Annotated in this window: 26 protein-coding genes; 8 read left to right on the top strand and 18 right to left on the bottom strand. The window is 53.9% G+C overall.

Features of this window, described 5'->3' with window-relative positions; translation table 11 throughout:
- Positions 1 to 73: 73 nt before the first annotated feature.
- Positions 74 to 1045: a LacI family DNA-binding transcriptional regulator gene (locus tag I6L53_RS15830; RefSeq protein ID WP_042320857.1), complete on the top strand. Its 972-nt coding sequence runs from the start codon at positions 74 to 76 to the stop codon at positions 1043 to 1045.
- Position 1046: 1 nt separating this feature from the next.
- Here the strand turns inward: I6L53_RS15830 and I6L53_RS15825 are convergent, their stop codons facing one another.
- The 4 genes from I6L53_RS15825 to I6L53_RS15810 form a co-directional block, all read right to left on the bottom strand.
- Positions 1047 to 2294, bottom strand: coding sequence for a mechanosensitive ion channel family protein (locus tag I6L53_RS15825; protein ID WP_042320855.1), 1248 nt, complete (start codon positions 2292 to 2294; stop codon positions 1047 to 1049).
- 75 nt (positions 2295 to 2369) lie between these two features.
- Entirely contained in the window at positions 2370 to 3023 is a 654-nt protein-coding gene (nfsB, locus tag I6L53_RS15820; RefSeq protein WP_042320852.1) for an oxygen-insensitive NAD(P)H nitroreductase, read from the bottom strand.
- A gap of 98 nt (positions 3024 to 3121) precedes the next feature.
- Complete coding sequence (locus tag I6L53_RS15815; RefSeq protein WP_042320850.1) at positions 3122 to 3490, bottom strand: MmcQ/YjbR family DNA-binding protein; 369 nt, start codon at positions 3488 to 3490, stop codon at positions 3122 to 3124.
- The gene (locus I6L53_RS15810) at positions 3490 to 4071 is read right to left on the bottom strand and encodes a TetR/AcrR family transcriptional regulator (RefSeq protein WP_042320847.1); all 582 of its coding nucleotides are present in this window, start codon (positions 4069 to 4071) and stop codon (positions 3490 to 3492) included. Before I6L53_RS15810 ends, I6L53_RS15815 begins: the two co-directional genes overlap by 1 nt.
- Before the next feature lie 192 nt (positions 4072 to 4263).
- Here I6L53_RS15810 and I6L53_RS15805 point away from each other — a divergent pair, with 192 nt between their 5' ends.
- Positions 4264 to 5397, top strand: coding sequence for an MBL fold metallo-hydrolase (locus I6L53_RS15805; RefSeq protein ID WP_042320845.1), 1134 nt, complete (start codon positions 4264 to 4266; stop codon positions 5395 to 5397).
- Positions 5394 to 5735 carry a RamA family antibiotic efflux transcriptional regulator gene (locus tag I6L53_RS15800; RefSeq protein ID WP_042320843.1) on the top strand — a complete coding sequence of 114 codons (342 nt, stop codon included), beginning with the start codon at positions 5394 to 5396 and terminating at the stop codon, positions 5733 to 5735. The genes I6L53_RS15805 and I6L53_RS15800 overlap by 4 nt, the downstream gene beginning before the upstream one ends.
- Positions 5736 to 5755: 20 nt before the next feature.
- Here I6L53_RS15800 and I6L53_RS15795 read toward each other — a convergent pair whose 3' ends face one another.
- Both I6L53_RS15795 and I6L53_RS15790 read right to left on the bottom strand, forming a co-directional pair.
- The gene (locus I6L53_RS15795) at positions 5756 to 6013 is read right to left on the bottom strand and encodes a DUF1158 domain-containing protein (protein WP_042320842.1); all 258 of its coding nucleotides are present in this window, start codon (positions 6011 to 6013) and stop codon (positions 5756 to 5758) included.
- 68 nt (positions 6014 to 6081) lie between these two features.
- Entirely contained in the window at positions 6082 to 7197 is a 1116-nt protein-coding gene (locus I6L53_RS15790; RefSeq protein ID WP_042320840.1) for a YbdK family carboxylate-amine ligase, read from the bottom strand.
- Between the two features lie 142 nt (positions 7198 to 7339).
- Here I6L53_RS15790 and I6L53_RS15785 point away from each other — a divergent pair, with 142 nt between their 5' ends.
- Complete coding sequence (locus I6L53_RS15785) at positions 7340 to 8044, top strand: GNAT family N-acetyltransferase (RefSeq protein ID WP_042320838.1); 705 nt, start codon at positions 7340 to 7342, stop codon at positions 8042 to 8044.
- A gap of 36 nt (positions 8045 to 8080) precedes the next feature.
- Here the strand turns inward: I6L53_RS15785 and betA are convergent, their stop codons facing one another.
- The 3 genes from betA to betI are packed head-to-tail and all read right to left on the bottom strand — an operon-like array spanning position 8081 to position 11851.
- On the bottom strand, positions 8081 to 9757 hold the full coding sequence (betA, locus tag I6L53_RS15780) for a choline dehydrogenase (protein WP_042320837.1): 1677 nt from the start codon (positions 9755 to 9757) through the stop codon (positions 8081 to 8083).
- A 13-nt stretch (positions 9758 to 9770) separates the two neighbouring features.
- Complete coding sequence (betB, locus tag I6L53_RS15775) at positions 9771 to 11243, bottom strand: betaine-aldehyde dehydrogenase (protein ID WP_042320834.1); 1473 nt, start codon at positions 11241 to 11243, stop codon at positions 9771 to 9773.
- A gap of 17 nt (positions 11244 to 11260) precedes the next feature.
- Positions 11261 to 11851, bottom strand: coding sequence for a transcriptional regulator BetI (gene betI, locus I6L53_RS15770; protein WP_042320833.1), 591 nt, complete (start codon positions 11849 to 11851; stop codon positions 11261 to 11263).
- Positions 11852 to 11978: 127 nt separating this feature from the next.
- Here betI and I6L53_RS15765 point away from each other — a divergent pair, with 127 nt between their 5' ends.
- Both I6L53_RS15765 and I6L53_RS15760 read left to right on the top strand, forming a co-directional pair.
- Positions 11979 to 14012: a choline transporter gene (locus I6L53_RS15765; RefSeq protein ID WP_042320832.1), complete on the top strand. Its 2034-nt coding sequence runs from the start codon at positions 11979 to 11981 to the stop codon at positions 14010 to 14012.
- A gap of 226 nt (positions 14013 to 14238) precedes the next feature.
- Positions 14239 to 14391, top strand: coding sequence for a Hok/Gef family protein (locus I6L53_RS15760; RefSeq protein ID WP_042320830.1), 153 nt, complete (start codon positions 14239 to 14241; stop codon positions 14389 to 14391).
- 109 nt (positions 14392 to 14500) lie between these two features.
- Here the strand turns inward: I6L53_RS15760 and I6L53_RS15755 are convergent, their stop codons facing one another.
- The 8 genes from I6L53_RS15755 to I6L53_RS15720 all read right to left on the bottom strand — a co-directional run bounded on the left by I6L53_RS15755 (position 14501) and on the right by I6L53_RS15720 (position 23364).
- The gene (locus I6L53_RS15755) at positions 14501 to 15286 is read right to left on the bottom strand and encodes an SDR family oxidoreductase (RefSeq protein WP_042320828.1); all 786 of its coding nucleotides are present in this window, start codon (positions 15284 to 15286) and stop codon (positions 14501 to 14503) included.
- Positions 15287 to 15320: 34 nt separating this feature from the next.
- Positions 15321 to 16118, bottom strand: a complete 798-nt coding sequence (locus I6L53_RS15750; protein ID WP_042320827.1) for a glucose 1-dehydrogenase — start codon at positions 16116 to 16118, stop codon at positions 15321 to 15323.
- Between the two features lie 53 nt (positions 16119 to 16171).
- Entirely contained in the window at positions 16172 to 17239 is a 1068-nt protein-coding gene (locus I6L53_RS15745) for an ABC transporter permease (protein ID WP_042320824.1), read from the bottom strand.
- Positions 17240 to 17256: 17 nt separating this feature from the next.
- A complete protein-coding gene (locus tag I6L53_RS15740) occupies positions 17257 to 18801 on the bottom strand; it encodes a sugar ABC transporter ATP-binding protein (RefSeq protein ID WP_042320823.1) in 1545 nt (514 codons plus the stop codon).
- Position 18802: 1 nt separating this feature from the next.
- Positions 18803 to 19423 (bottom strand): DUF2291 family protein, encoded by a 621-nt coding sequence (locus tag I6L53_RS15735; protein ID WP_042320821.1) that lies wholly within the window; start codon positions 19421 to 19423, stop codon positions 18803 to 18805.
- Positions 19424 to 19466: 43 nt separating this feature from the next.
- On the bottom strand, positions 19467 to 20402 hold the full coding sequence (locus I6L53_RS15730; protein WP_042320820.1) for a D-ribose ABC transporter substrate-binding protein: 936 nt from the start codon (positions 20400 to 20402) through the stop codon (positions 19467 to 19469).
- Positions 20403 to 20541: 139 nt separating this feature from the next.
- Positions 20542 to 22062, bottom strand: a complete 1521-nt coding sequence (locus tag I6L53_RS15725) for an FGGY family carbohydrate kinase (RefSeq protein ID WP_042320817.1) — start codon at positions 22060 to 22062, stop codon at positions 20542 to 20544.
- A 351-nt stretch (positions 22063 to 22413) separates the two neighbouring features.
- Positions 22414 to 23364, bottom strand: coding sequence for a sugar-binding transcriptional regulator (locus I6L53_RS15720; protein ID WP_042320815.1), 951 nt, complete (start codon positions 23362 to 23364; stop codon positions 22414 to 22416).
- Positions 23365 to 23725: 361 nt separating this feature from the next.
- Between I6L53_RS15720 and I6L53_RS15715 the strand changes: the two genes are divergently transcribed.
- Together I6L53_RS15715 and I6L53_RS15710 are read left to right on the top strand one after the other, a co-directional pair.
- Positions 23726 to 24556: a transketolase gene (locus I6L53_RS15715; protein ID WP_042320812.1), complete on the top strand. Its 831-nt coding sequence runs from the start codon at positions 23726 to 23728 to the stop codon at positions 24554 to 24556.
- Positions 24549 to 25484 carry a transketolase family protein gene (locus I6L53_RS15710; RefSeq protein ID WP_042320810.1) on the top strand — a complete coding sequence of 312 codons (936 nt, stop codon included), beginning with the start codon at positions 24549 to 24551 and terminating at the stop codon, positions 25482 to 25484. Before I6L53_RS15715 ends, I6L53_RS15710 begins: the two co-directional genes overlap by 8 nt.
- A gap of 3 nt (positions 25485 to 25487) precedes the next feature.
- Here the strand turns inward: I6L53_RS15710 and entD are convergent, their stop codons facing one another.
- A complete protein-coding gene (entD, locus tag I6L53_RS15705) occupies positions 25488 to 26111 on the bottom strand; it encodes an enterobactin synthase subunit EntD (protein WP_042320807.1) in 624 nt (207 codons plus the stop codon).
- Between the last annotated feature and the right edge of the window lie 50 nt (positions 26112 to 26161).

The raw sequence follows: 26161 nt of genomic DNA, 5'->3' as shown, positions 1-26161 counted from the left end.
CGTTGCCCGGTTCGCCGGGCAACGAATTTATGATAGCCTGCATAAAACGCTAACCGCAGGATGTGTCGTCGTTATGTCTATTCAGAAAATCGCTCAGTTGGCCGGGGTTTCGGTGGCGACGGTGTCGCGCGTGTTGAACAATAGCGACAGCGTTAAAGCGAAAAACCGTGAGCGGGTTTTGCAGGCAATCAAGGAGAGCAACTACCAGCCCAATCTGCTGGCACGTCAACTTCGCACCGCGCGCAGCCATATGATTCTGGTGATGGTGTCCAACATCGCTAACCCGTTCTGCGCGGAGGTGGTTAAGGGTATTGAAGCCGAAGCCGAGAAAAACGGCTACCGTATTCTGTTGTGCAATTCGGGTTCTGATATCGAGCGTTCCCGTTCGGGATTAAGCCTGCTGTCGGGGAAAATCGTCGACGGTATTATCACCATGGATGCATTTTCCCGATTGCCGGAGCTTGCCGAGTTAATTGGTAACGCAGCCTGGGTTCAGTGTGCTGAGTATGCCGACGCGGGGACGGTTTCCTGCGTTGGGATCAACGATGTGGATGCATCGCAGTACGTGGTAAGCCAGCTTGTTGATAGCGGGCGTACGAGGATTGCCTTAATTAATCACGACTTAAGCTACAAATATGCCCGTCTGCGCGAACGTGGTTACAGGAGCGTGATTCATCTGCGCGATCTGGACTATCAGGCGGTGGAATATGCCAGCGACCTCAGCTCAGCGGCCGGGATGGCGGCGATGCAAACGCTACTGAAAGACAACCCGCCGGATGCGGTGTTTGCCGTTTCCGATACGCTGGCGGCTGGGGCGCTACGCGCTATTGAGCAGGCGGGACTCCGCGTACCGCAGGATATCGCCGTGGTCGGGTTCGACGGCACCGAACTTTCTGAGATGGTGTCGCTCACCACCATTGAACAACCGTCACGAGAGATTGGCCGCAAGGCGGTCACGTTACTGTTAAACAAAATTAATAATCCGGATGCGCCAACGGAAAGGGTTATGATGGACTGGCGCTTTATTTCGCGCGCCAGTACCTGATCTATTTGGTGAAGGCTCCCGCCAGCGAGCGAATATCATTGCCGGTGGGCGACTGATGAATACGTAAGCCGAATTCTTCTACCACCGCAAAAATATGGTCGAAAATATCGGCTTGAATGCTTTCATATTCCAGCCAGACGACGGTATTGGTAAAAGCGTAAATCTCCATGGGCAGACCGTGATCGTCCGGTGCCAGTTGACGCACCATTAAGGTCATATCTTTACGAATGCGCGGATGGTTGCGCAGATATTCGTTCAGGTAGGCGCGGAAAGTCCCAATATTGGTCATCCGGCGATGGTTTAATACCGATTCTGGTGCATCCAGTTGTTGATTCCATTCATCGATTTCCTGATGGCGTGTATCCAGATAAGGCTTCAGCAGGCGTGCTTTATACAGGCGCTGTTTTTCATCATCATCCAGAAAATGAATACTGGTGGCGTCAATACTGATGCTACGTTTAATACGCCGACCGCCGGAGGCAGACATGCCGCTCCAGTTTTTAAAGGAATCCGAGACCAGTGACCAGGTGGGAATGGTGGTGATGGTATTGTCCCAGTTGCGGACTTTCACCGTCGTCAGACCAATATCAATCACCGCGCCGTCAGCGCCGTATTTCGGCATCTCCAGCCAGTCACCCAGTTTCAGCATGTCGTTGGCTGAAAGCTGAATACCGGCAACCAGCCCCAGAATGGGGTCTTTAAATACTAACATCAGCACGGCCGCCATGGCGCCCAGTCCGCTAATCAGAATTGCCGGGGACTGACCCATTAACAGCGAGATCACCAGAATACCAACGATAATCGCGCTAATCAGTTTAATACCCTGAAATATGCCTTTGAGCGGAAGCTGAGAGGCGGCTGGTAATTTTTGCGCCAGATTTAAAATGACATCCAGTAATGAAAACAGCGACAGCAGAGCATACATCATGATCCACAGCTGCGCGCAGGTGGTCAGAATTTCTGCCGCTTCACTGCCTTTTTGCAACCATAGCGCCGCCTGAATATTGACGATAATCCCCTGTAGGGTAAACGCCAGACGATGGAATAACTTGTTCTGGGTAATAATTTGCAGCCAGAGGCGGGAACTGGCGGTGGCACGCTTTTCGAAGGTGCGTAGTACCACCCAGTGCAAAATAATATGCACAATGACGGCGGTGAGAAAAATAATACCGAAAATCACCACCAGCGAGGTGGTGTGATTCATCTCAATACCCGCTAAATCTTCAACCTGGGTAATTAATTCCTGCATAATTTCTCCTTTATAAAACAGCGGTCAATGATGACCGCTGAGGGGAAATTATGCAAACGGAGGGCGCTGGCTGAATTACACCTCTGTCAGCGTGGTTTCCAGCGGCAGGCGCGATTTAGGCAGCGACGCGTTGAAATCTTCGACGCTGTGATGACCCACAGGCACTACGACCACACTGGTGAAGCCTTTTTCTTTCAAGCCAAATTCCGCATCGAGAATGGCGGCGTCGAACCCTTCGATTGGGACTGCATCCAGACCCAGTGCGCCTACGCCTAACAGGAAATTACCGACGTTCAGATAAACCTGTTTTGCCATCCAGTGCGCGTCATCTTTCAGATCTTTACGGTGCATGTCGGCAAAGAATGTACGACCTTTGTGGTTGGCGGCTTTTGCTTCAGCAGAAGCAAAACGACCATCGGCCTCTTCCTGATCAACCACGCGCTCCAGCCACGCATCGTCCATTGCCGTTTTGGCGCAAAACACCACAACATGCGAGGCATCGCGCATTTTACGCTCGTTGAAGACATAGTTACCGGCAGCAGATTTTGCCACGCGCGCTTTGCCTTCCTCTGTGCTGGCAACGATAAAGTGCCACGGCTGAGAGTTAGTGCTGGACGGGCTGAACTGCAGCAGCGTTTTGATTTTTTCTGCTTCTTCAGCGGTCAGTTTTTTACTAGGGTCGAATGCCTTGGTGGAGTGACGCTTTAAGGCCACTGAAATGATATCCATAACTACTCCCGGTTGGTTTTAATACCCGCAGGGTACAAGGTTCTCTGGATGATGATAAGAGAGAAAATGCGAAAACAGTTATCGGCTTTCACGACCAATCAGGTGGGGCGGATCCGTTTTTGGTCGCGTTTGGCCAGGCCATCGACCACTAAATTCCACGAATCATTGACCAGTTCTTCCAGTAATGACTCACTGATGTCATCGCCGGGGGCGACAGAAATCCAGTGCTTTTTGTTCATATGGTAACCGGGGGTAATGCTCGGGTAAATTTGCTGATTTAGCAGCGATTTTTCCGGATTGGCTTTCAGATTTATCACCGCGCGGCGGTTAAATTCGGTAACGATCATAAAGATCTTGCCGCCGACTTTAAACACGTCGTACTCCGGACCAAACGGCCAGCAGTGCTCAGTAAACGGAAACGCCAGCGCCAGACGGCGCGCGCAATCATACAGCGTTTTTTCGTCCATTATGCTTCCTCACGGGTGAGGGCGCGCCACATCGCTTCAAAGCCCAGGGAGATAAATTCGCTGGCACGAGCCGGTTCGCGAGCGGCAAATTCCATCGTCGTTTCCGCTAACGTTAAAAACAGCGCATCGCCGAAGGCGCGATACTCATCGGACATAAAGACCGGCAGCACCGAACGGTGGCAGAGATCGCGTAGCTCGGGAAACAGATCGTCGGCTTTCTGTTCCGTCTCTTTGGTGATTTTTTCGCTGACCGCTAACTGGCGAATGGCGCGATGTCCCTGCGTATGGTTGAGACCCCAACTGATATAGCTGCTCCAGATGTAAAAGGTCAGCACTTTGGTATCCGTCAGTGAACGATCGAGGTTCTCGATCAGCGACTGACAAAGGCTCTGCTTAAGATGAAGATAAAGTTCGTTGATTAACTCGTCTTTGGTCGCGAAATAGCGAAACAACGTTCCTTCCGCCACGCCTGCGTTGCGGGCTATCACAGCGGTAGATGCCGCGATCCCGGATTGCGCAATAGCTGTGGTTGCAGCCTCCAGTAATGCCTGTTTTTTGTCTTCACTCTTCGGACGAGCCACTACACTTTACCCTTAAGATTGTCTAAAAAGGTGATTGAAACACGGCCTTTGCAGCGCCGCAACGGTGAATGTCAAAGATTGAAAATCATCTTGACGCGAAACTTCCGATTTCTATAATGAGTGCTTACTCACTCATAATCAAGAGTCAGCCGCGCAAACCATCGGACCGGAGCGCGTTTTACAGGTCAGGATATGAAGCCTCTCTCCGTTTGTGTGGTCGTTATTATGCTCATTGCCAGTGCAGCAACGTTACCGTTTGTCCTCAATGCGGGCTTCGGCCAGGCACCGCAGGGTGCTGAGCTTAGTCAGGTAGAGCAATCTGCGAACTACCGTGACGGACAATTTCATAATCAGGTGCCAACGCCGGGCTATACCGGAAACAAAAGTATGTTCGCGGCATGGTGGGAGTTTCTGGTCGCGAAGCGCGACAATGCGCGACCAGCCCGGCCATTACCCCTGGTTGCCACCGATCTTGCCAGCCTGCCGGTTGAGCAGAATACCCTGATCTGGCTGGGGCACTCCTCGTGGTACCTGCAACTGGGCGGCAAACGTATTCTGATCGACCCGGTTTTCAGCAGTTACGCCGCACCGTTTTCGTTCCTCAACAAAGCGTTCGCCGGGGAGTATCCGTGGACAGCACAGGCGATGCCGGAGATCGATCTGCTGATCGTTTCGCACGATCACTATGACCATCTGGATTACGCCACCATCACCGCATTAATGCCGAAGGTGAAGCGCGTGCTTACGCCGCTTGGCGTTGGCTCGCATCTGCGTTACTGGGGAATGAATGGCGACATTATTGAAGAGCGTGACTGGAATCAGTCCGTCAGAGTCGATGATTCGCTGCTGATCCACGTGCTGCCCGCACGGCATTTTTCCGGGCGCGGCATCAAGCGCAACCAGACGCTGTGGGCCAGTTTTCTGTTCGAAACACCGGAACAGAAGATTTATTACAGCGGCGACTCGGGCTATGGCCCGCATTTCAGGGCGATTGGCGAACAGTTTGGCGGCATCGATCTTGCCATCATGGAGAACGGCCAATATGACCAGGACTGGAAGTACATTCACATGATGCCGGAAGAGACCGCGCAGGCCGCTTTGGATTTGCGGGCAAAAGCGATTTTGCCCGGTCATGCCGGACGCTTTGTGCTGGCAAAGCATAGCTGGGATGACCCTTACAAACGACTGGCACTGGCCAGTCGAAATAAAGCGTACCGCCTGCTCACCCCGATGCAGGGTGAACCGGTGAAGCTGGACGATTCAGCGCAACGGTTTTCCACATGGTGGGATCAGGCAACACATTTGCAGGAGAGGAGTTCCGAATGACCATTTCTGCTCAGGTTATCGACAGCATTGTCGAGTGGATTGATGATAATTTGAATCAGCCGCTGCGTATTGACGACATCGCACGCCATGCGGGTTATTCCAAATGGCACTTGCAGCGCCTGTTTTTGCAATACAAAGGGGAGAGCCTGGGGCGCTACATTCGCGAGCGCAAACTGCTGCTGGCGGCGCGGGATCTGCGCGAATCCGACGCAAAAGTGTATGACATTTGTCTGCGCTACGGGTTTGACTCCCAGCAGACCTTTACCCGTATTTTTACCCGTACGTTTAACCAGCCGCCGGGTGCCTACCGCAAAGAAAATCACAGTCGGGCGCACTGATTCTTTTCTGGATGCGGGATTTAACGGTCCTGATGGGCCAGCGAAAACCAACGACGCCAGACGTAGCGAATCACGAAATATTCAACAGCGCCAAGCGCTAAGAACCACAGACAGAACAGCAGCGTATAGAGCTGGTTGAGATCCATCAGATGAAAGGTCGCAACCAGCTTTTGCGCCAGCACCAGCCCCAGCGACGGTGCTGGAAGCAGCAGGCAGGAGAGAAAAGCCAGCAGCAGGATACCGGCGGCGGTCATCAGGGATTCAAGCGGGTGTTTCATGGCATTGTTAAACTTGAGTTAAAAAGCCATTGTCCGGGATCTTTTCCGCTAACGCAAACCTGCTCCGTTTATCCCGCCCAGATCTCACAATGTTTTTTCACCAGCCCGATGAGCGAACCGCCTTCGCTGACAAACTCGCGCATTGTCTGCGCTTCATTGAGGCCGTTTTTCACCTGGCGGGTTAAGGCTTCGATGACGCTGGTTGCACCCACTTTATCCGCCGATGGCGCCACGTTTTCCAGCAGACGCAGGGTATCGTCTGACAACGGATGGCGATCGCCGGTATGCACATCGGTCAGAATACCCTCCAGCCCATAACGACATGCCTGAAAACGGTTGAATTTATACAGCAGGTAATCTCGCTCCTGATGCTTAAACGGACGCTCGGTCAGCAACCAGTGGGCGGTGGCCTGGATTAACCCGGCGATATTTACCGCATGCGACAGGGTCAGTGGCGTGTCCATCACCCTCACTTCGACAGTACCAAAATGTGGGCTGGGGCGAATATCCCAGTGCAGATCTTTAATGCTGTCGATCATGTTCGTATAGCTGAGCCGACGGAATAACCCCTCAAACTCCTGCCAGTTGCTGACCCACGGCATCGGGCCGTTATCGGGAAAACCGGAGAAAATGTTCAGGCGTGACGAGGCAAAGCGGGTGTCGGAGCCCTGCATATAGGGTGAAGCCGCCGAGAGCGCAATGAAGTGCGGGACAAAGTGCGACAGTCCGTGCAGCAGATAAATGGCGTCATCGCCGTTGGGACAGCCAACGTGGACGTGCTGGCCAAACACAGTGGCCTGCTGGATGAGATAGCCAAAGCTTTCCAGCGTGCGCTGATAGCGCTCGTTATCGCATACCTGCTGGCGCTGCCATTTCTGAAAAGGATGTGTACCGCCGCCGCAAATCTCGAGGTGATGGTCAGCCGCCGCCTCCAGAATTACCCGCTGCATAGCGGAAAACTGCGCGGCGGCCTGATCGATGTTGTGGCAGACGTCGGTGGCCATCTCCAGCATGCTTTCAGTGATATCGTGTTTCACCTCCCCGGCGCTGACCCGATCTTTTACCGCGGCAATCAGCGTCGAAGAGTCCTGGCTCAGGTCATAACCTGGCGGATTTACCACCTGCATTTCCAGTTCAATGCCGAGGGTATACGGTTCCGAGACGTGAAAATCGGGTAGTGGCATGGCGTTCGTTTCCCTGGTGATTTGCTTTCAGTATAGAAGCGATGGAAAGAACTGCGGTGGAGGAAGAAATCTGAAAGTGGCGCTTTGAAGACGAATCGGGAACTGCTATAACCAGATTTTACCGTTGCGTAAGGAGTGTGCTGTGCCGGAAATTAATCAATATGGTCAGACGGTTGGCGATGCGCTGCCGGACTGGCATGGCGCGTCGGTTCTGGAACGAATCGTGCTGGAAGGTCGCTGGTGTCGTCTCGAGCCTCTTGTCCCTGCGCGTCATGCCGGAGATCTGTTCGACGCCTATATGCAGGCAGACGATGAGCGGGACTGGACGTGGCTGGCGAGCAGTCGCCCTGACAGCGTTGAGGCAACGTTCCATTGGCTTTGCGGGAAAGCGAACGATGACACGCTGGTGCCTTTCGTCGTCGTGGATACCCGCGCTGAACGTGCGGTGGGGTTGGTCTGCTTTATGGCGATCGAACAGGAGCATGGCAGCGTTGAAATCGGCCATGTCACCTGGTCGCCGCGCATGAAAAATAGCGTACTGGGAACAGAAGCCGTCTGGCTCTTGTTACGCTATGCATTTGCGCGGGGATATCGCCGCGTGGAGTGGAAGTGTGACTCCCTGAACCTGGCGTCGCGTCGGGCGGCAGAGCGGTTAGGGTTCGTGTTTGAAGGCCGCTTTCGCCAGAAAATTGTCCGCAAAGGCCGCAATCGGGACAGCGACTGGTTGTCGATGATTGATGGTGAATGGCCTGAGTGTGACCGTGCATTGCAGCGCTGGTTAGCGCCGGAGAATTTTGACGAACACGGCCAGCAGCGGCAAACGCTGGCGCAGTGTCGGTTGTCGTAAGCGAAACTCCGCCCTGTCGTCAGAGCGGACATTTCTTTAGCGTTGTGCCGGTTTGCGTACCGGTGCATCGCCCGCCACGTAATAGCGCGCGGTGCTTTTTGCCAGCGGCGCGCGACCGCGAATGGCATCGGCGATTTTCTCGCCAATCATAATGGTCGTGGCATTCAGATTGCCGGTAATAATTTGCGGCATGATGGAGGCATCCACCACGCGCAGGTTTTCCACACCGTGCACGTTGCCTTCGCCATCGACCACGGCCATCTCATCAAAGCCCATTTTACAGGTGCCACAGGGGTGAAACGCGGTTTCCGCGTGGTTGCGCACAAATGCATCTAATTGTTCGTCGCTCTGACAGTCAATACCAGGGCTTATCTCCCGACCACGGAATTTATCCAGCGCCGGCTGGTTGATGATTTCACGGGTAAGGCGAATCGCATCGCGAAATTCCTGCCAGTCCTGCTCCGTTGACATGTAGTTGAACAGAATCGCCGGATGCTCGCGCGGATCCCGCGATTTAATCTGCACATGGCCGCGACTTGGCGAACGCATTGAACCGACGTGGCACTGAAAACCGTGCTCTTTCACCGCGTTTGAACCGTTGTAGTTAATCGCCACCGGCAGGAAATGGTACTGAATGTTAGGCCAGCTAAATTCTTCGCGGCTGCGAATAAATCCGCCTGCTTCAAAATGGTTACTGGCTCCGACGCCGGTCCCGCCAAACAGCCATTCGGCACCGATCTTTGGCTGGTTCCACCATTGCAGGGCAGGGTAGAGAGAGACCGGCTCTTTACACGCATACTGCAGGTACATCTCCAGATGATCCTGCAGGTTTTCACCAACGCCAGGCAAATGGTGAACCAGCGGTATGGCATGCGCTTTTAACAGCACGGCGTCGCCCACGCCAGAGCGTTGCAGGATCTGCGGCGAGGCGATCGCGCCCGCGCACAACAGCACTTCTTTTCGGGCCGTCGCGCTGACGGGGATCGTACTGTCGCCTTCGAGCCACTCGACGCCGACCGCTTTTTTACCGTCAAAAATGATGTGGTCGGTCAGGGCATGCGTCACGATAGTGAGGTTAGGGCGCTTTTTTGCCTGATCCAGATAGCCCCGGGCGGTACTGGCGCGACGACCCTGCGGTGTGACGGTGCGGTCCATCGGGCCGAAACCTTCCTGCTGATAGCCGTTCAGGTCATCGGTTCGCGGGTAACCCGCCTGGACGCCAGCCTCGATCATCGCCTCAAACAGTGGGTTTACTCCCGGTTTTGACGTGGTCACGCTGACCGGGCCGTCACCGCCGTGATAGTCATTGGCACCCACATCGCGGGTTTCCGCTTTGCGGTAATAGGGCAGGCAGTTGAGGTAGCTCCAGTGCTCAAGTCCAGGTTCTTTTGCCCAGTGATCGAGATCCAGGGCGTTGCCACGGATGTAGCACATGCCGTTAATCAGCGAGGAGCCCCCCAGGCCTTTACCGCGTCCGCACTCCATGCGACGGTAGTTCATATGCGGTTCAGGTTCGGTCTCATACGCCCAGTTATAGCGCCTTCCTTGCAACGGGAAGGCCAGCGCTGCCGGCATCTGGGTACGGAAGTCTGCGCGGTAATCCGGACCGCCCGCTTCTAAAAGCAGAACGGTAGTATTGCTGTCTTCTGTCAGTCGTGTTGCCAGTACGTTGCCGGCAGAACCGGCACCAATAATGATATAGTCAAAATGCAATGAAACCTCCTGCTTAAAATACGGACTGGAAGGGCGCCATCTCGAGCTGGATGGATTTCACCTGGGTGTAGCTTTGCAACGTCATCACGCCGTTTTCACGCCCGATACCGGAATGCTTATAGCCGCCAACCGGCATTTCGGCGGGAGATTCGCCCCAGGTGTTGATCCAGCAGATCCCGGCTTCAAGCTGGTGAATAACGCGATGTGCGCGGTTAAGATCCTGGGTGACAACACCGGCCGCCAGACCGTAATCGGTGTCGTTGGCGCGACGGATGACCTCGTCCTCGCTCTCGTAAGTCAGGATCGCCATCACCGGGCCGAAGATCTCTTCACGTACAATCGTCATCTCATCGTGGCAGTCGGTGAACACCGTAGGGGCAACCCAGGCGCCGTGGTCGAATGCGCTACCCTTCAACACATCGCCACCGCAAAGCAGCGTTGCGCCTTCGTTTTTACCGCTTTCGATATAACGCAGGACATTTTCGCGATGCGGGAAGCTGACCAGTGGGCCAAAGTTGGTGGCGGGGTCAAACAGATCGCCTGCGCGGATCCGCGCCACGCGAGACAGAATGGTCTGTTCGAAGGCGCTTTTCATCCGCGCCGGAATAAATACGCGGGTTCCGTTGGTACAGACCTGACCGGTGCTGTAAAAATTCGCCATCATCGCGATATCGGCAGCAAGGTTGACGTTGGCATCCTCGAAAACGATCAGCGGCGATTTACCGCCCAGCTCCATCGTCACTTCTTTTAATGAGGAAGCGGCAGAGTTCGCCATCACTTTTTTGCCGCTGGCGACGCCGCCGGTGAAGGAGACTTTGGCGATGCCCGGATGCTCGGTCAGATAGTGGCCCGTTTCTGCCCCTTCACCCGACAGGACGTTAAAGACGCCGTCCGGCAGGCCGGCTTCGCTGTAGATTTCCGCCAGCTTCAGGGCGGTGAGCGGGGTGACTTCGCTGGGTTTGAAGATCATCGCATTGCCTGCCGCCAGCGCTGGCGCGGATTTCCACAGTGCGATTTGAATCGGGTAGTTCCAGGCGCCAATCCCGGCGACCACGCCCAACGGCTCGCGTCGGGTGTAAACGAAGGCGGTCTCGCGCAGGGGGATTTGGCTTCCTTCCAGCGCGGGGATCAGCCCGGCGTAATACTCCAGTACGTCTGCGCCGGTCACGATATCGACGCTGGCGGTTTCGCTGAACGGTTTGCCTGTGTCGAGCGTTTCCAGCTTCGCCAGTTCGTCATTGCGCTCGCGCAGTATCTCCACCGCCCGACGCAGAATGCGCGAGCGTTCCATCGCGGTCATCGCCGCCCACATTTTTTGTCCACGCTGAGCGCTTTTCACCGCGCGGTCGACATCCTCACGGCCAGCGGCCTGTACGGTGGCAAGGACTTCGCCATTGGCAGGGTTGATCGTCTCGAAAGTCCGACCGCTGGTGGCGGCGGTATAACCACCATCAATGTAAAGCTGTTGTTCTGCCATTCGGGACATGCATTCTCCTCGGTGAGTCAGTGGCTTTTTTGTAAGTGCTGACTGATGAAATGGGTGGTCAGCGCCTGGGCGAGACTAAGGTTGAACGGCTTACCGCTCAATGCCGCGCGGAGCCACAGCCCGTCTATCAGCGCCGCTAATCCGTAGCCCGCCTGTTGCGCCTGTTCACGCGGCAGCTCGCGTTTAAATTCGGCAACGATGTTCGACAGCAGACGCTTACTGGCGACCTGTTGCAGGCGATACAGCATCGGCTGGTGCATACTGCTGGCCCAGAACGCCAGCCAGGCTTTCATTGCGGCGTGGCTGATCTGGGTTTCATCAAAATTTCCCGCCACGATGGCACGCAGCCGTAGTTCCGCGCGCGCCCCCGGTAGCGCATGGAGTCGACGCAAAACGGCATGACGTAGCTGGCTGGTGATGTCGCGCATCGTCGCCTCCAGCAATCCATTCTTATCCTTAAAGTAATGGCTAATGATCCCGGTTGAGACCCCGGCGCGACGGGCAATCTGTGCAATGGTCGCATCGTGCATCCCGACTTCATTTATCGCTTCCAGCGTGGCGTCAATCAGCTGCCGCTGCCGTATCGGCTGCATCCCCAGTTTGGGCATTTTGGGACTCCATTCATCAGTTTTGTTTAACCATTAAAGCGGTTTTTGATTGGACGTTCAATATAAAATGTGTCTTAATTGTTGCGAATTTGATTTTTAATAGTTACAAAAAATGTGAGGATACTGGATGTCAGACCTTCCACTGCGCAGAGAAAAGGACAAAATCAATCCGGTGGTTTTCTACACGTCCGCCGGGCTGATTTTGTTGTTTTCCCTGACCACCATCTTTTTTAGCGATTTCTCGGCCGTCTGGATTGGCCGGACGTTGAACTGGGTTTCAAAAACCTTCGGCTGGTACTATTTGCTGGCGGCCACGCTGTATATCGTCTTTGTTGTCTTCATCGCCTGCTCGCGCTTTGGCTCAGTCAAGCTCGGTCCGGAGCAGTCGAAACCGGAATTCAGCCTGCTTAGCTGGGCCGCCATGCTGTTCGCCGCCGGGATTGGTATCGACCTGATGTTCTTTTCCGTGGCGGAGCCGGTAACACAATATATGCAGCCGCCGGAAGGGGCTGGGCAGACGATTGAAGCGGCGCGTCAGTCGATGGTGTGGACGCTATTTCACTACGGCCTGACCGGCTGGTCGATGTATGCCCTGATGGGCATGGCGCTGGGATACTTCAGCTATCGCTATAACCTGCCGCTGACTATCCGTTCCGCGCTCTACCCGATCTTTGGTAAACGCATTAACGGGCCGATTGGGCATAGCGTTGATATTGCCGCCGTCATCGGCACCATTTTTGGTATCGCCACGACGCTGGGAATTGGTGTGGTTCAGCTCAACTATGGTCTGAGCGTACTGTTTGATATTCCGGATTCGATGGCGGCGAAAGCGGCGCTGATTGTGCTGTCGGTGGTGATTGCCACGATTTCGGTTACCTCCGGCGTAGATAAGGGTATCCGCGTGCTTTCAGAGCTAAACGTCCTGTTGGCGCTGGGGCTCATTCTGTTCGTCCTGTTTATGGGCGACACGTCGTTCCTGCTTAATGCCCTGGTGCTGAACGTGGGCGACTATGTGAATCGCTTTATGGGCATGACGTTGAACAGCTTTGCTTTCGATCGACCGGTTGAATGGATGAATAACTGGACGCTGTTCTTCTGGGCGTGGTGGGTGGCCTGGTCGCCGTTTGTCGGCTTATTTCTTGCGCGAATCTCACGCGGGCGTACCATCCGTCAGTTTGTCTTCGGGACGCTGATTATTCCGTTCACCTTTACCCTGTTGTGGCTGTCGGTATTCGGCAACAGCGCGCTGTATGAAATCATTCACGGCGATGCGGGTTTTGCTGAGGAGGCGATGGCACATCCGGAACGTGGATTTTACAGCCTGCTGGCGCAGTATCCGGCGTTTACCTTTAGCGCGTCGGTGGCCACCATCACCGGCCTGCTGTTTTATGTCACGTCAGCGGATTCTGGCGCGCTGGTGCTGGGGAATTTCACCTCGAAGCTGAAAGATATTAACAGTGATGCCCCGTCATGGCTGCGTGTCTTCTGGTCAGTGGCGATCGGTTTGCTGACGCTGGGAATGTTAATGACGAACGGGATTTCCGCTTTGCAGAACACCACGGTGATCATGGGGCTGCCGTTCAGCTTTGTCATTTTCTTTATTATGGCGGGACTGTATAAGTCGCTGAAGGTGGAAGATTATCGCCGGGAGAGCGCTAACCGGAATACCGCGCCGCGTCCGATGGGCGTACAGGACCGGTTGAGCTGGAAAAAACGCCTGTCGCGGCTGATGAACTATCCCGGTACGCGCTATACCCGCGAAATGATGCAGAATGTGTGCTTCCCGGCAATGGAAGAGGTGGCGCAGGAGTTAACACTGCGTGGCGCGCAGGTCGAACTGAAAAGCCTGCCGCCTGTGGAAGGGGAAAGTCTGGGACACCTTGATTTGCGGGTGCATATGGGGGATGAACGTAACTTTATCTACCAAATCTGGCCGCAGCAGTATGCGATTCCGGGCTTTACCTACCGTGCGCGTAGCGGGAAATCGACCTATTACCGTCTGGAGACCTTCCTGCTGGAAGGCAGTCAGGGCAATGACCTGATGGACTACAGCAAAGAGCAGGTGATTACCGATATTCTCGACCAGTATGAACGTCATCTGAACTTCATCCATCTGGATCGCGAAGCGCCGGGAAATGGCGTGCTGTTCCCGGGGATGTAGGGCTGTCTAAACGTTTTCCGAAAATAAGATTTTACTGTTTAAATATACAGTACCAAGAGAGAAGGAGAGTACGATAACGGCGGGTGCCTGATGCTGTCCAGCCTCAGGCCATTGCTGAGGTCTGGAAAGAAGAAAGCCCCAAGGTGACAGTTCTATCAACCTTGAGGCTACCATTCCAAACCTGAACAATTCGGATGGTAGTCTCTTCTTCGCATGGAGGCAATACATGCTGACGAAATATGCCTTAATGGCAGTCATCGCACTCTGCATTACAGTGCTGGGATTCACGCTTCTGGTGAGGGACACACTCTGTGAGTTCAGCGTCAGGGAGCGTGGTATTGAGTTTAAGGCAGTTCTCGCTTACGAATCGAAGAAGTAGCCGTTATGCGGGGCGTTATCCCCGCATATCCGCTTGTCAGGTCTGGATGTGACGGCACCCGCTTTATCACATCGCCCGCAGTCAGCCATGGCTGCGGGCGAATTTCTGTTTACCAGCAGATAAATCCGCCATCCACGACGAGATCGACGCCGGTGCAAAACGAGGCCGCATCACTGGCGAGGAACAGCGCCGGACCAGCCATCTCTTCAACTTTTGCCATTCGCTGAATCGGCGTCTGGCTCTCAAATTCACGCGTCTGATGAACCATTTCAGGGCGGGTGTTCATCGGTGTGGCGGTGTATCCCGGGCTGATTGAATTCACGCGAATGCCTTTCTCAATCCATTCCATCGCCAGACTCTTCGAGAGGTGAATAACCCCCGCTTTCGAACTGTTGTAATGCGCCTGTTCAAGACCACGGTTAACGATGATTCCGGACATAGAGGCGATGTTGATGATTGAGCCGCCGCCAGATTCCAGCATCAGTTCCGCTTCGGCCTTACAGGAGTTCCATACGCCCGTAAGGTTGATGTCGATGACGCGCTGCCACTGTTCACTTTCCATTTCCAGCGCCGGGTTGGCGTTGGCAATACCGGCAGCGTTGACCGCGATATCCAGACGACCAAACCGCGCTTTGGTCAGGGCGACGGCGGCGCGCAGATCGCTGAGCTGACGAACATCTCCCGTATAGTGTGCCGCCTGGCCGCCAATTGCTTCGATATGATCAGCGGTCTCTTTCAGCCCGCTGTCTTCGCGCAGATCAAAACAGACTACCCGTGCGCCCGCGCTGGCCAGCGCCCAGGCAATGGTCTGACCGATGCCGCTACCGGCGCCAGTGACGAAAGCGACGCGTCCTTGTAGGTTAAACAGTTGTTGAGCAAAATCTTTTGCGATCATAGTGATAACTCTCTTCACAAATACCCGTCGGGTATTACGACATAATCAGGCCACCATCAATGTTGATGGTTTGTCCGGTAAGATAGCGCGCATCGTCAGAGGCCAGGAAGGCGACCAGTCCGGCGACATCTTCAGGTTTACCTGCGCGTTTCATGGGGATGCCCTTAACCCATTCCGCCATCAGTTCACCTTTGCCATAGCGTTTTTCATCCGTACTGAGGATCTGGCCCCAGACGCGATCGTTGTAATCCCACATTTCGCTTTCGATGATCCCCGGACAGAAGGCGTTGACGGTAATGTTCCACGGTGCCAGTTCGTGCGCCAGGCTTTGCGTGATACCAATGACACCCATTTTGCTGGCGGCGTAGTGTGGGGTATAGATAAAGCCCTGACGTCCCTGGCCGGAAGAGGTATTAATCAGGCAGCCGTGATTTTGTTTGACCATATATTTCGCCGCTTCCCGGCAGCAGAGCCACACGCCAGTGGTATTGACGGCGAGGGTTTTTTCAAAATCCGCTTTCGGCATCCGGTCAAAGTAATCAATGGTGATCACGCCCGCGTTCTGGATAGAGACATCAATCGAGCCAAAGCGCGCAGCCGCCTGTTCATACAATGCCTGTACCTGTTCTTCGTTAGTGACATCAACCTGTAGTGATAAAATGTCAGCCTGGTAGCGCTGGCGCAGTTGTTCTGCTGTTTCGTGAACGCGCTCAGCGTTGGAGACCATCACCAGGTTTGCGCCATCCCGGGCGAAACGTTCAGCGATACCCGCGCCAATTCCCCGGCATGCTCCGGTGATGACGACCGTCTTACCATGAAAATCACGTTGCATATTTCTTTCCCCTGTATAAGCCGGACACGCAATGTCCGGCGGAGTGATGCTACTTAACTGGATACGGTATTTGCTGAAGGTGCTGTCGCCTCTTTTTCTTCATGACGACGCATCAGAATGACTTTGTTCTGTAGCTTTTGCTGGAACTGGTCGACAACCACGGCGGTGACGATAACGACGCCCTTAATGACCATTTGCCAGAAGTCGCTGACGCCCATCATCACCATACCATCGGCCAGAAAAACGATGACGAAGGCCCCGATGATGGATCCAGATACCCGTCCGCGACCACCCGCGAGCGCGGTTCCGCCCAGAACGGTGGCGCCGATGGCGTCCATCTCAAACATGTTGCCGGTCATCGGGTGCGAGGTTTGTAACTGGGACGCGACAATCAGCCCAACGAAGGCCGCACATAACCCGGAGAAGGCGTACACGAAAATTTTCGCTTTGACGATCGGTACACCAGCGAGTCGCGCGGCGGATTCGTTACCACCGATCGCGTAGATGTAGCGACCGAGCGGGGTTTTGGTAGTGATCCAGTAGCCCAGCACCAGAAAGGCGATCATCAGCCAGATAGGCAGGTAAATGCCCAGCAAGGTGCCGGAGCCCAGGGTGGCAAAACCGGTATTGCCCAGCGCCTCCATACCATTAAGGTTGGGGTAGGTGCTGCCGTCGTTAAACAGCAGGGCTGAGCCCCTGGCAACGTACATCATACCGAGGGTACAGATGAAAGGCGCAACGCCAAAGCGGGTGATGACGGCGCCGTTGACGAACCCAACGAGAACGCCAAAGATGGCGACACAGAGGATCACTTCAGGCACGTTGAAGAAGATGATGTTGCCGCCCCAGATGGGCAACCCATTGGTGAGTAACGCCCCCGCCACCATGCCGCAGATACCGGCAACGGCGCCGACCGACAGGTCAATACCGCCGGTCAGGATCACCAGCGTCATCCCAATCGCCAGCAGGCCGGTAATGGCAACGTGCTGGGTCATAATCAGTAGGTTAGATGTGGTCAGGAAATTCGGTACCATCACGCTGAAGAATGCGATGACCAGCAGCAGAGCGATAAACGTTCTGGCCTTCAGCAGGTACATGTAAATCATATATTTCTGGTTCATGATGGATTCCAGCCTGATTAATCTTGCGGTGTAGAAGCCGCGATCAACTTCTCGCGGGTGACTGCATGGCGGGGGACATCAGCGGTGATCCGGCCATCAGCCATCACCAGAATGCGGTCCGCCAGCGCCATCACTTCGTCCAGCTCTGATGAAGAGAACATCACTGCCAGCCCTTGTTGTGCCATCTTGCCGATAAGGTGATACACATCCGTTTTCGCCCCTACGTCGATGCCGCGAGTCGGCTCATCGAGGAACACCACCTGCGGCTGCGTCATTAATGCTTTACCCAGCACCACCTTTTGCTGGTTTCCACCGCTGAGTGAGGTGATAGGCAGCTCGGGATCGCTCACTTTGATGGCAAGCTGCTGAATCATCTCCTTCACGTTGTCCTGCTCTTTTTGCGGATTTAGCCATTTCCAGGCCCGGCGAAAACCCTGCAAGCTAAGGTCAGAAAGTGTCATATTGGACTGAATCGACATCATCTGAACAATGCCTTCGCCCTGTCTGTCTTCCGGCACCAGCGCCAGTCCTTTTTTAAGTCGTGACTGGAAGTGGGCTTTATCGATGCACTCACCGTTGAGTTGAACGCTGCCGCTCTGGCAGGGCATCAGGCCCACCAGCCCCTTGAAGAGTTCAGTGCGTCCGGCCCCCAGCAGACCGTAGATCCCAATCACTTCGCCTTTATTCAGGCTAAACGACACGTCATTGAGCTTATAGCCGCCGCTGGAATGGAGCGCGGTCAGTCCCTTCACATTGAGAATTGTGTCGCCTTGTGGCGCCGGCTGATAATCGAAGTGTTTTTTCTTATCGCCCACCATCTGTTCGATGATCCACGGAATGCTGGCATCGCTGACCGGACGCTCGCTGATAAAGCGACCGTCCCGGAAAATGGTGATGTAGTCACCAATTTCCATGAGCTCTTCCAGGCGATGGGAAATATAGATAATGGTGACGCCGCGTCGCTTGAGTTGCTCAATCACGTTGAACAGGATTTTGACTTCAGACTGGCTCAGCGCGGAGGTGGGTTCATCCATGATTAGGACGCGCGTATCTTTCGAGAGCGCGCGGGCAATCTCAACCAGTTGCTGGTGACCAATCCCCAGTTCTTCTAAGGGCGTGTATGGATCAACATCCAGTTCCAGTCGCTTGAGCAGACTTTGTGCCAGCGCGTACTGATATTTTTCGTTAATTTTCCCTTTCTGAAAAAACTCGTTCGCCATGAAAATGTTGTCCATGACATTCATATTCGGGAATAAATTCAACTCCTGAAAAATAATACTGATACCCAATTTTTCGGCCTGATGCGTCGAATTCATCGAAACAGGCGTACCATCCAGAAAAATTTCACCGGAGGATGGGGTTTCGACACCAGCAAGCATTTTCATCATGGTGGATTTACCCGCACCATTTTCTCCAATCAGAACATTCACTTTATTCCGATATACCCGATAATTGACGTTATCTAATGCCACCACGCCAGGATAGACACGAGACAGGCTGCGGGTTTCGATAATCACTTCTGATTCGACGGGCTGGGGAGCGACGATATCTTGCTGTTGCATATTATTGTCCTCCTGCAGGTTCAATTTTGGCGGGCGTAATATCAGGGATGGTCTGAGGAATATCCCATGCGGAAAATACGCCATACACTTGTGTGGATTCACCGGTTTTAAGTTGGGCCGCCTGAATCATTTTTATCGCCTGGTCGTTAATGGCGCGACCAAATTCGCCAAATAACACCTGGTCGTTAAAATCACCGTAAGTTGCGCCTTTCCAGGCGTCGCGTAATTGTGTGCCGCGTAGCGTTGGACCAATCTGAACAATAATATTGCTGCCACTTTTATCCGCGACGGTCATTTTTCCGCTGCGGGAGGCGGTATCGATCGTGCCAATTTTGCCTTCGACTTTGACGTAAAAGATGCAGGGGTTCTCTTCCTGAGCGCGATAGCCCAGCTTTTTACAGGCACTATCGATGTCTTTCTCGGCCTGTAAAGCCGTCATTAACTCTGCCACCGGACGGGCCTGCCCAACAATTTGCGGCACAATTTTGTTTTGCCACGTTTGGTCTATATTGGCCATATGGGGATTTGGCGGAGATTGAAGATCCGCAAGCTCCTGCTGCGAGACGATGCGGCATCCACCCACGGTCAACACGACCAGCGCCAGCCAGGCTTTTTTAGACATAATCTTCTCCTCTGCGCCTCCGGAGAGGCGCAACTACCCGAGATCAGGACTTGATATTGAAATCCTGTACTTTATCTGCGTTATCTTTGGTGATGAGAATGCCGCGGAACATGACGCGCTGTTTCTCTGGTTTCACCCCTTTTTGCAGGTAGTTATCCAGATCGGTCACGCCCTGTGCGGCGATAGCCTGAGCCTGCAGCATGACGGTGGCTTGCAATGTACCGGCTTTCACCGCATCGCGTTCGTCGTTGCTGCCGTCAATGCCGACGACCACAACGTCATTGCGGTTTGCGGCTTTCAACGCGGCGATTGCGCCAAGCGCAACAGGGCCGTTACCGCAGATGACGCCTTTTACATCCGGGTGGGCTTGCAGAATACTGTCCATAATTCGCTTACCGTCGATAAGCGTTCCTTTCGCATCCTGTTTGGCGACGCTGACCATATCCGGGAACTGGTCAATAACCTGGTGGAAAGATTTCGAACGGGTAACACAGTTATTATCGGCGAGGTTACAGGTCAGCTCGGCGTATTTCCCTTTTTCCCCCATTTTCTCAACGAAAACGTTGGCAACTTCAGAACCTGCCTGGAAGTTATTATGGGTAATTTGTACCAGCGCCACATCATCAACGGGAATTTCGCGGTTGATTAATATGACGGGAATACCGGCTTTTTTCGCTTTTTCAATGGCGGCAACGCTGGCCGTTGAATCCGCATTATCCAGAACGATGCCCTGAACTTTTTTGCCGATAGCGGTATCAATCAATTCATTCTGTTTTTTTACATCTTCGCTGTGCGACAAAATGGTTGTTTTGTAGCCTAACTCCTGGGCTTTTTCACTGGCGCCTTTGGCTTCTGACGCGTAATACGGGTTATCCAGTGAATTCACCATAATCATAATTGTCCCTTTCTCTGCGGCATGGGCAGTAAAAGACAATGCGGTCAGGGTTGCAGCGGTTAACAGCGTTAAACGTAATTTCATGACAATGTTCTCTCTGTGTTGTTATTGTCGGGTACGGTGAAACAACGTAAAGCATGAATTCTTGTAAAACAGGGCTAATGGTCCGGAGTTCTCCTTCTGTTAATGAGTCGGGATGTCACGCATCTTCCCTGGTGAGGCGTCAGGCGGACGGGGCCGGTTTCCATAGTGTTCTGTTCACCGCATTGCGCCATTCCTGCCATCTTTTTTGCAGGCGATGATGGCGGGCCATATCGGGCTGAAATGCGCTGTGTACGGTTAAAAAGGCTTTTAAATCAGTGAGCGAGCCGGGATGGAGCGCTTTACGCGCCAGTAACGCGGCGCCAATGGCCGATAACTCAGGCACATCGCTGCGCATTACCGGACAACCCAGCAGGTCTGCCTGGTACTGCATTAACCAGTCATTCTTTGTCGGACCGCCATCAACCATCAGCGCCGACAAGCTAAAGTCCTCATGTTGCTGCATGGCAACCACCACATCGGCGATTTGATAGGTGATCGACTCAAGGGCGGCGCGGATCAGATGGGGGCGTTTGACGCCGCGACTCAGTCCGCAGATCACACCGCGCGCGCTGTCATCCCACCATGGCGCGCCGAGACCGGTTAAGGCCGGGACGAAGTACACACCCAGGGTTGACTCGACGGAGGCGGGGAGCGTATTCAGTTCATGAGCCAGTTCGGCGTCAGAAAGTTCGCTCAACCCGGTACTATCTGCCATCCACGCCACCGCATCGCCCGTGTGCGGAATATTGCCTTCCAGGCCGTAAATGATGTTCTCACCGTCGTGCCAGGCAATGGTGGTCGCCAGTGCGCCAATATCGCACTGGGCCGAGGTCACCGGTGCCATTACGGAGGAGCCGGTGCCGTAAGTGGCTTTGACGCAGCCCATTTCGCCGAGGGCATGACCAAACAGCGCGGCGTGCGAATCGCCGACCATTGACATCACCGGGATACCATCCGGAATGCCGCTCAGGCCGCGGGTATAGCCAAATAATCCACTGGAAGGTTTTATTTCCGGTAACGCGGCGCGGGGGATGTGGAACAGTTCCAGCATGGTGTCATCCCACTGCCCGGTGTGCAGATTGAGCAACTGGGTGCGGGCCGCGTTAGAGTAGTCGCAGCAGAAGGCCGCGCCGCCGGTTAAATTCCACAGCAACCAGCTGTCGATAGTGCCAAGACAGATTTTCCCCTGGGCTGCAAGCTGCGGGCCATCGGCTACCGACTCCAGTAGCCAGCGCATTTTAGAGGCGGAAAAAAGCGGCGCAATTGGCAGTCCGGTGGTGGTTTTGATCAGGTGTTCTTTGTTTTCACGGCGCAGTTCTTCACAGTACGCCGCGCTGCGTGTGCATTGCCAGGTGATGGCGGAATTCAGCGGTTTACCCGTCTGGCGATACCAGCCAATGGCGGTTTCACGTTGATTACTGATCGCCAGGGCCGCGACGTTGTCAGCGCCGACGTGACTTATCGCTTTCGCAATCACATCAAGCGATGCCTCAATCAATACCTCGCCGGATTGCTCCACCCAGCCTTCACGCGGAGTCTGAATGGCCAGCGGTTGAGAAAATTTGGCGACCACCTGGCCCTGTGCGTCCAGTGCGACCGCCTTAGCGTTGGTGGTGCCTTCATCCAGCGCAATAATGAACTCTTTCTTTGCTGCACACATAGATTGATTATCTCCTGAGTCACATTGCGTCCCGGCGTTGAAGGGAAGAGGGGCTCCCTCACTGTCGCGTCATTACTTAATCAGGCTTGATTGTGACATCGTGTCTTTTTTATCGCTTGAATATATATTCGATGTTGATTATTTATTTAATACCTTAGCCAGAATCTTTCAGTTGGGCTATAGAAAAAATCATCAATTGTGCTGAGAATCACACTTACACAGCGGGAAGAATATCAGGTTCACGCGAAAGTTACGTGGAGGTGAATCCTTTCAGTTTATTGAAATATAGGGATTTTTATACGGTCTTTGCGGTGAGTCCTTTTTTCGCAAAGACCGAAGATGTGGGAAGGATCAGGCTGTTACTAACATCCGCGCGGTAGGATAATCGGTGATCAATACGTCGATATAGCCCCCGTTCAACGCCCCTTTGATGGCAGCAACTTTGTCAGTTCCACCTGCCAATGCCACGACGTTAGGGCATTTTTTGACTTTATCGAGCGCCATGCCAATGACCGGATCTTCATCATCCTGTAAGACCGGCTGGCCGTTTTTATCGTAGTAGTGCAGGCAGATATCTCCCACGGCACCGCGATCGGCCAGTACCTGTAACATATCTTCGTGGTAATAGTTGCCCGACGTCTTAAGCAACTGGGACGGCTCCAGAATCCCCACCCCCACGATGGCGATATCGACATTATCGAAACGCGAGATCACCTCGGCGACATCCTTGCTGGCGATAAGACGATTTTTCTCCTCAACCGACCCCTCAATACTTTGCGAAGGGAGCAGCCAGGCCTCACAGTTAAGATGTTGCGCCAGCGTCTGGGTTAAAATCGTGGCCTGCACATTGCCGTTTGGCCCGACACCGCCGAGTAGCTGGATCACGCCGCCGGCTTTCAGGTTCTGAGTATGCACTTCGTCAACCATCGCCCGGATGGTTGAACTCCACGAGGAGACGCCCACCAGATCTTTGGGTCGCAGGCGGGTTTCAAGATAATGGGCGGCGGCAGAACCGATGGCGCGTTTGATACTGTGGTCGGTGGCATCGTCTTCGGTATCCACCACGATCGCCTGTTTGAGTCCGTAGCGATCTTCGATCCCTTTTTCAAGATTCAGGAAGATATTTGAGGGTTGCACGACGCTGATTTTTACCACCCCTTCTTTCTGACAGCGGGTGATGGCTCGGGAGATAAACGACTGAGAAAGCGAGAGAAGTTGAGCAATATCGGACTGTTTGCGTCCTTCAAGATAGTAAAGGGTGGCGATTTTAACCAGTAGCCGTTGTTCGTCCTGCTTAGCCATATATTTCCCCGAAAATCATTTACGTACAGCCATTATCTTAGAGACTTTTATCATACGCGAAAACAAAAGGCAGGTAAGTGTGATAAAGCTCTAACTTTAACCAATCCTCAAAAACAGGGATGGACAAATACGGAAATGTGGTTGCATAATTGAATAAAGAATCATCTGTGAATATATATTCAAGATGGTTTCAGGTCAACTGATTATTCCCGACGTGAATGTGGTCGCGGTGAGGAGGCAGAATGTTCCTGAGTAAGATAGCGTGGCGTAAGCCGTGTGGTGTGAAGCAAAGGGATTTCTGGTTTTTTTAGTCCCTGATGGAATAAATATTCCATATTGAAAATAAATTCAGAGGTGTTAAATGAATCCCTGGCACTACGATATCCAGACTCTTGAACGCACAGCGCGAGCGGTGCGTCGTCACATCGTCAAATTAAACGCCTACAGCCCTGCAGGAGGGCATACCGGTGCGGACCTGTCTCAGGTTGAACTGCTCACCGCACTCTATTTCCGCATTTTGAATGTCGCCCCGGATCGCATCGACGATGAGGAACGGGACATCTACATTCAGTCCAAAGGCCATGCGGTAGGCTGCTACTACTGTGTTCTGGCCGAGGCCGGTTTTTTCCCTGTTGACTGGCTGGGCACATACCAGCACGCCAATTCCCATCTTCCGGGCCATCCGGTGCGCCAGAAAACGCCGGGTATTGAACTGAACACCGGCGCGCTGGGTCACGGTTTGCCTGTCGCAGTGGGGCTGGCGCTGGCGGCGAAGAAAAGTAACAGTGCTCGCCGCATCTTTTTAATTACGGGTGATGGTGAACTGGCCGAAGGTAGCAACTGGGAAGCCGCGCTCGCCGCAGCGCATTATGGACTGGATAACCTGGTGATCATTAATGACAAGAATAATCTCCAGTTGGCCGGACCCACGCGTGAAATCATGAACACCGATCCGCTCGCGGATAAATGGCGAGCCTTCGGCATGCAGGTCACCGAATGCCAGGGAAATGATATGGCGTCGGTTGTCAGTACGCTGGAAGGTCTGAAGCAGGAAGGGAAACCTAACGTTGTGATTGCCAATACCACAAAAGGCGCAGGTATTTCGTTTATCCAGGGGCGTCCTGAGTGGCACCACCGGGTGCCAAAAGGTGAAGAGATTGAACTGGCTCTGGAGGAGTTGAAAGATGAGTAATGCAGAACACCTCGCAAACGTGATGGTTCAGGCGTTTATCGATGCGGTAGAAAATGGCGTTGATCTGGTGCCGGTTGTGGCTGATTCAACATCCACCGCGAAAATTGGTCCCTTTATTAAGCGGTTCCCGGACAGGCTGGTCAACGTCGGGATTGCCGAGCAAAGCATGGTCGGTACGGCGGCAGGACTCGCGCTCGGCGGCAAGGTTGCGGTCACCTGTAACGCGGCACCATTCCTGATTTCCCGTGCCAATGAGCAAATTAAAGTTGACGTTTGCTACAACAATACCAACGTGAAACTGTTTGGCCTGAATGCGGGGGCGAGCTATGGTCCGCTGGCGAGCACGCACCACGCGATCGATGATATCGCCATTATGCGTGGGTTTGGCAATATCCAGATTTTTGCCCCTTCTTCACCGCGAGAGTGTCGGCAGGTAATCGACTATGCCCTTAGCTACAAGGGGCCGGTGTACATTCGTATGGACGGGAAAGCGCTCCCGGAACTGCATGACGAGAACTATCATTTTGTGCCGGGCGCCGTCGTGACCTTACGTGAAGGCGACTCGCTGGCGCTGGTGGCAACAGGTTCTACTGTCCACGAAATTGTTGATGCGGCCGCGTTGTTAGCCGATTCCGGTATTCAGGCGACGGTGGTAAGTGTACCGTCCATTCGTCCGTGTGATACCAAAGCATTGTTAGCGGCAGTGAAAGGCTGTAAAGCGGTGATCACCGTTGAAGAGCATAATATCAACGGTGGACTGGGAAGCCTGGTGGCGGAAGTTCTGGCCGAAGCAGGCACTGGTGCGGTTCTGAAACGCTTAGGGATCCCGGATGGTGAATACGCGGCAGCGGCCGATCGCGGCTGGATGCGCCAGCATCATGGTTTTGATGCCGGGTCGATTGCGGCCCAGGCGCGGGAAATGCTTTGAAGGTTAGCGCGTTGCCACGGTAACGACATGGTTATCGCAAGTGAGCCACTGTATACACCAGATCTGGTCGAACGCGCGTAATCGCATCTGGTCATGTTGAATGTCCAGAATGTGATAGTGCATGAATCCGCAGCCTGCCTGTAATCGCTCCTGGGTTGCCTTAAAGGCGCTCTCTTTGGCAGAAAACGCCAGCGTGAGCGCCTGTTCAAACGCTAATCCGCTCCCTGCAAGCCGTGCTTTTTCTGTCTCCGAGACGATGCTGTCCGCCAGTTCAGCCGCTGTCTGCGGCGTAAATATTTCCTCTCTATCAACCCCTATTGGCTGATGGGAAACCACAGCCAGTGCGGTAGTCGCGCAGTGGCTGATGCTGCCAAACAGACCTTCCGGCCATAGCGGTTGTCGTTGTTCACCCATTCCCGGCACGTTTTTATGCCCCCATTCACGTAGCGCATGAACGGCAGCAATACGACCACCCAGGTGTTCGGTTTTACGTTTGCGTCCGGCATGTGTCAGTTGCGCATGGTGGGGAAGCCACAGCAGATCGTGCTCGTGGAAGGTGTTCGGTTCGAACGTCACACAATGCAACGTGCGGTGAGCCAGAGTGAGAAGGGTGTGAGTTGTCTGCATCGCGTCATCAAAACCAAAACCCCTCCTCCGGGTGGAGGAGGGGAGTAGGC

Origin of the sequence: Citrobacter farmeri (genome assembly GCF_019048065.1) — a bacterium.
GTDB classification, from domain to species: domain Bacteria; phylum Pseudomonadota; class Gammaproteobacteria; order Enterobacterales; family Enterobacteriaceae; genus Citrobacter_A; species Citrobacter_A farmeri.
Note: the sequence above shows the minus strand (reverse complement) of the source record. Positions and strands in the feature narration are given on the sequence as shown.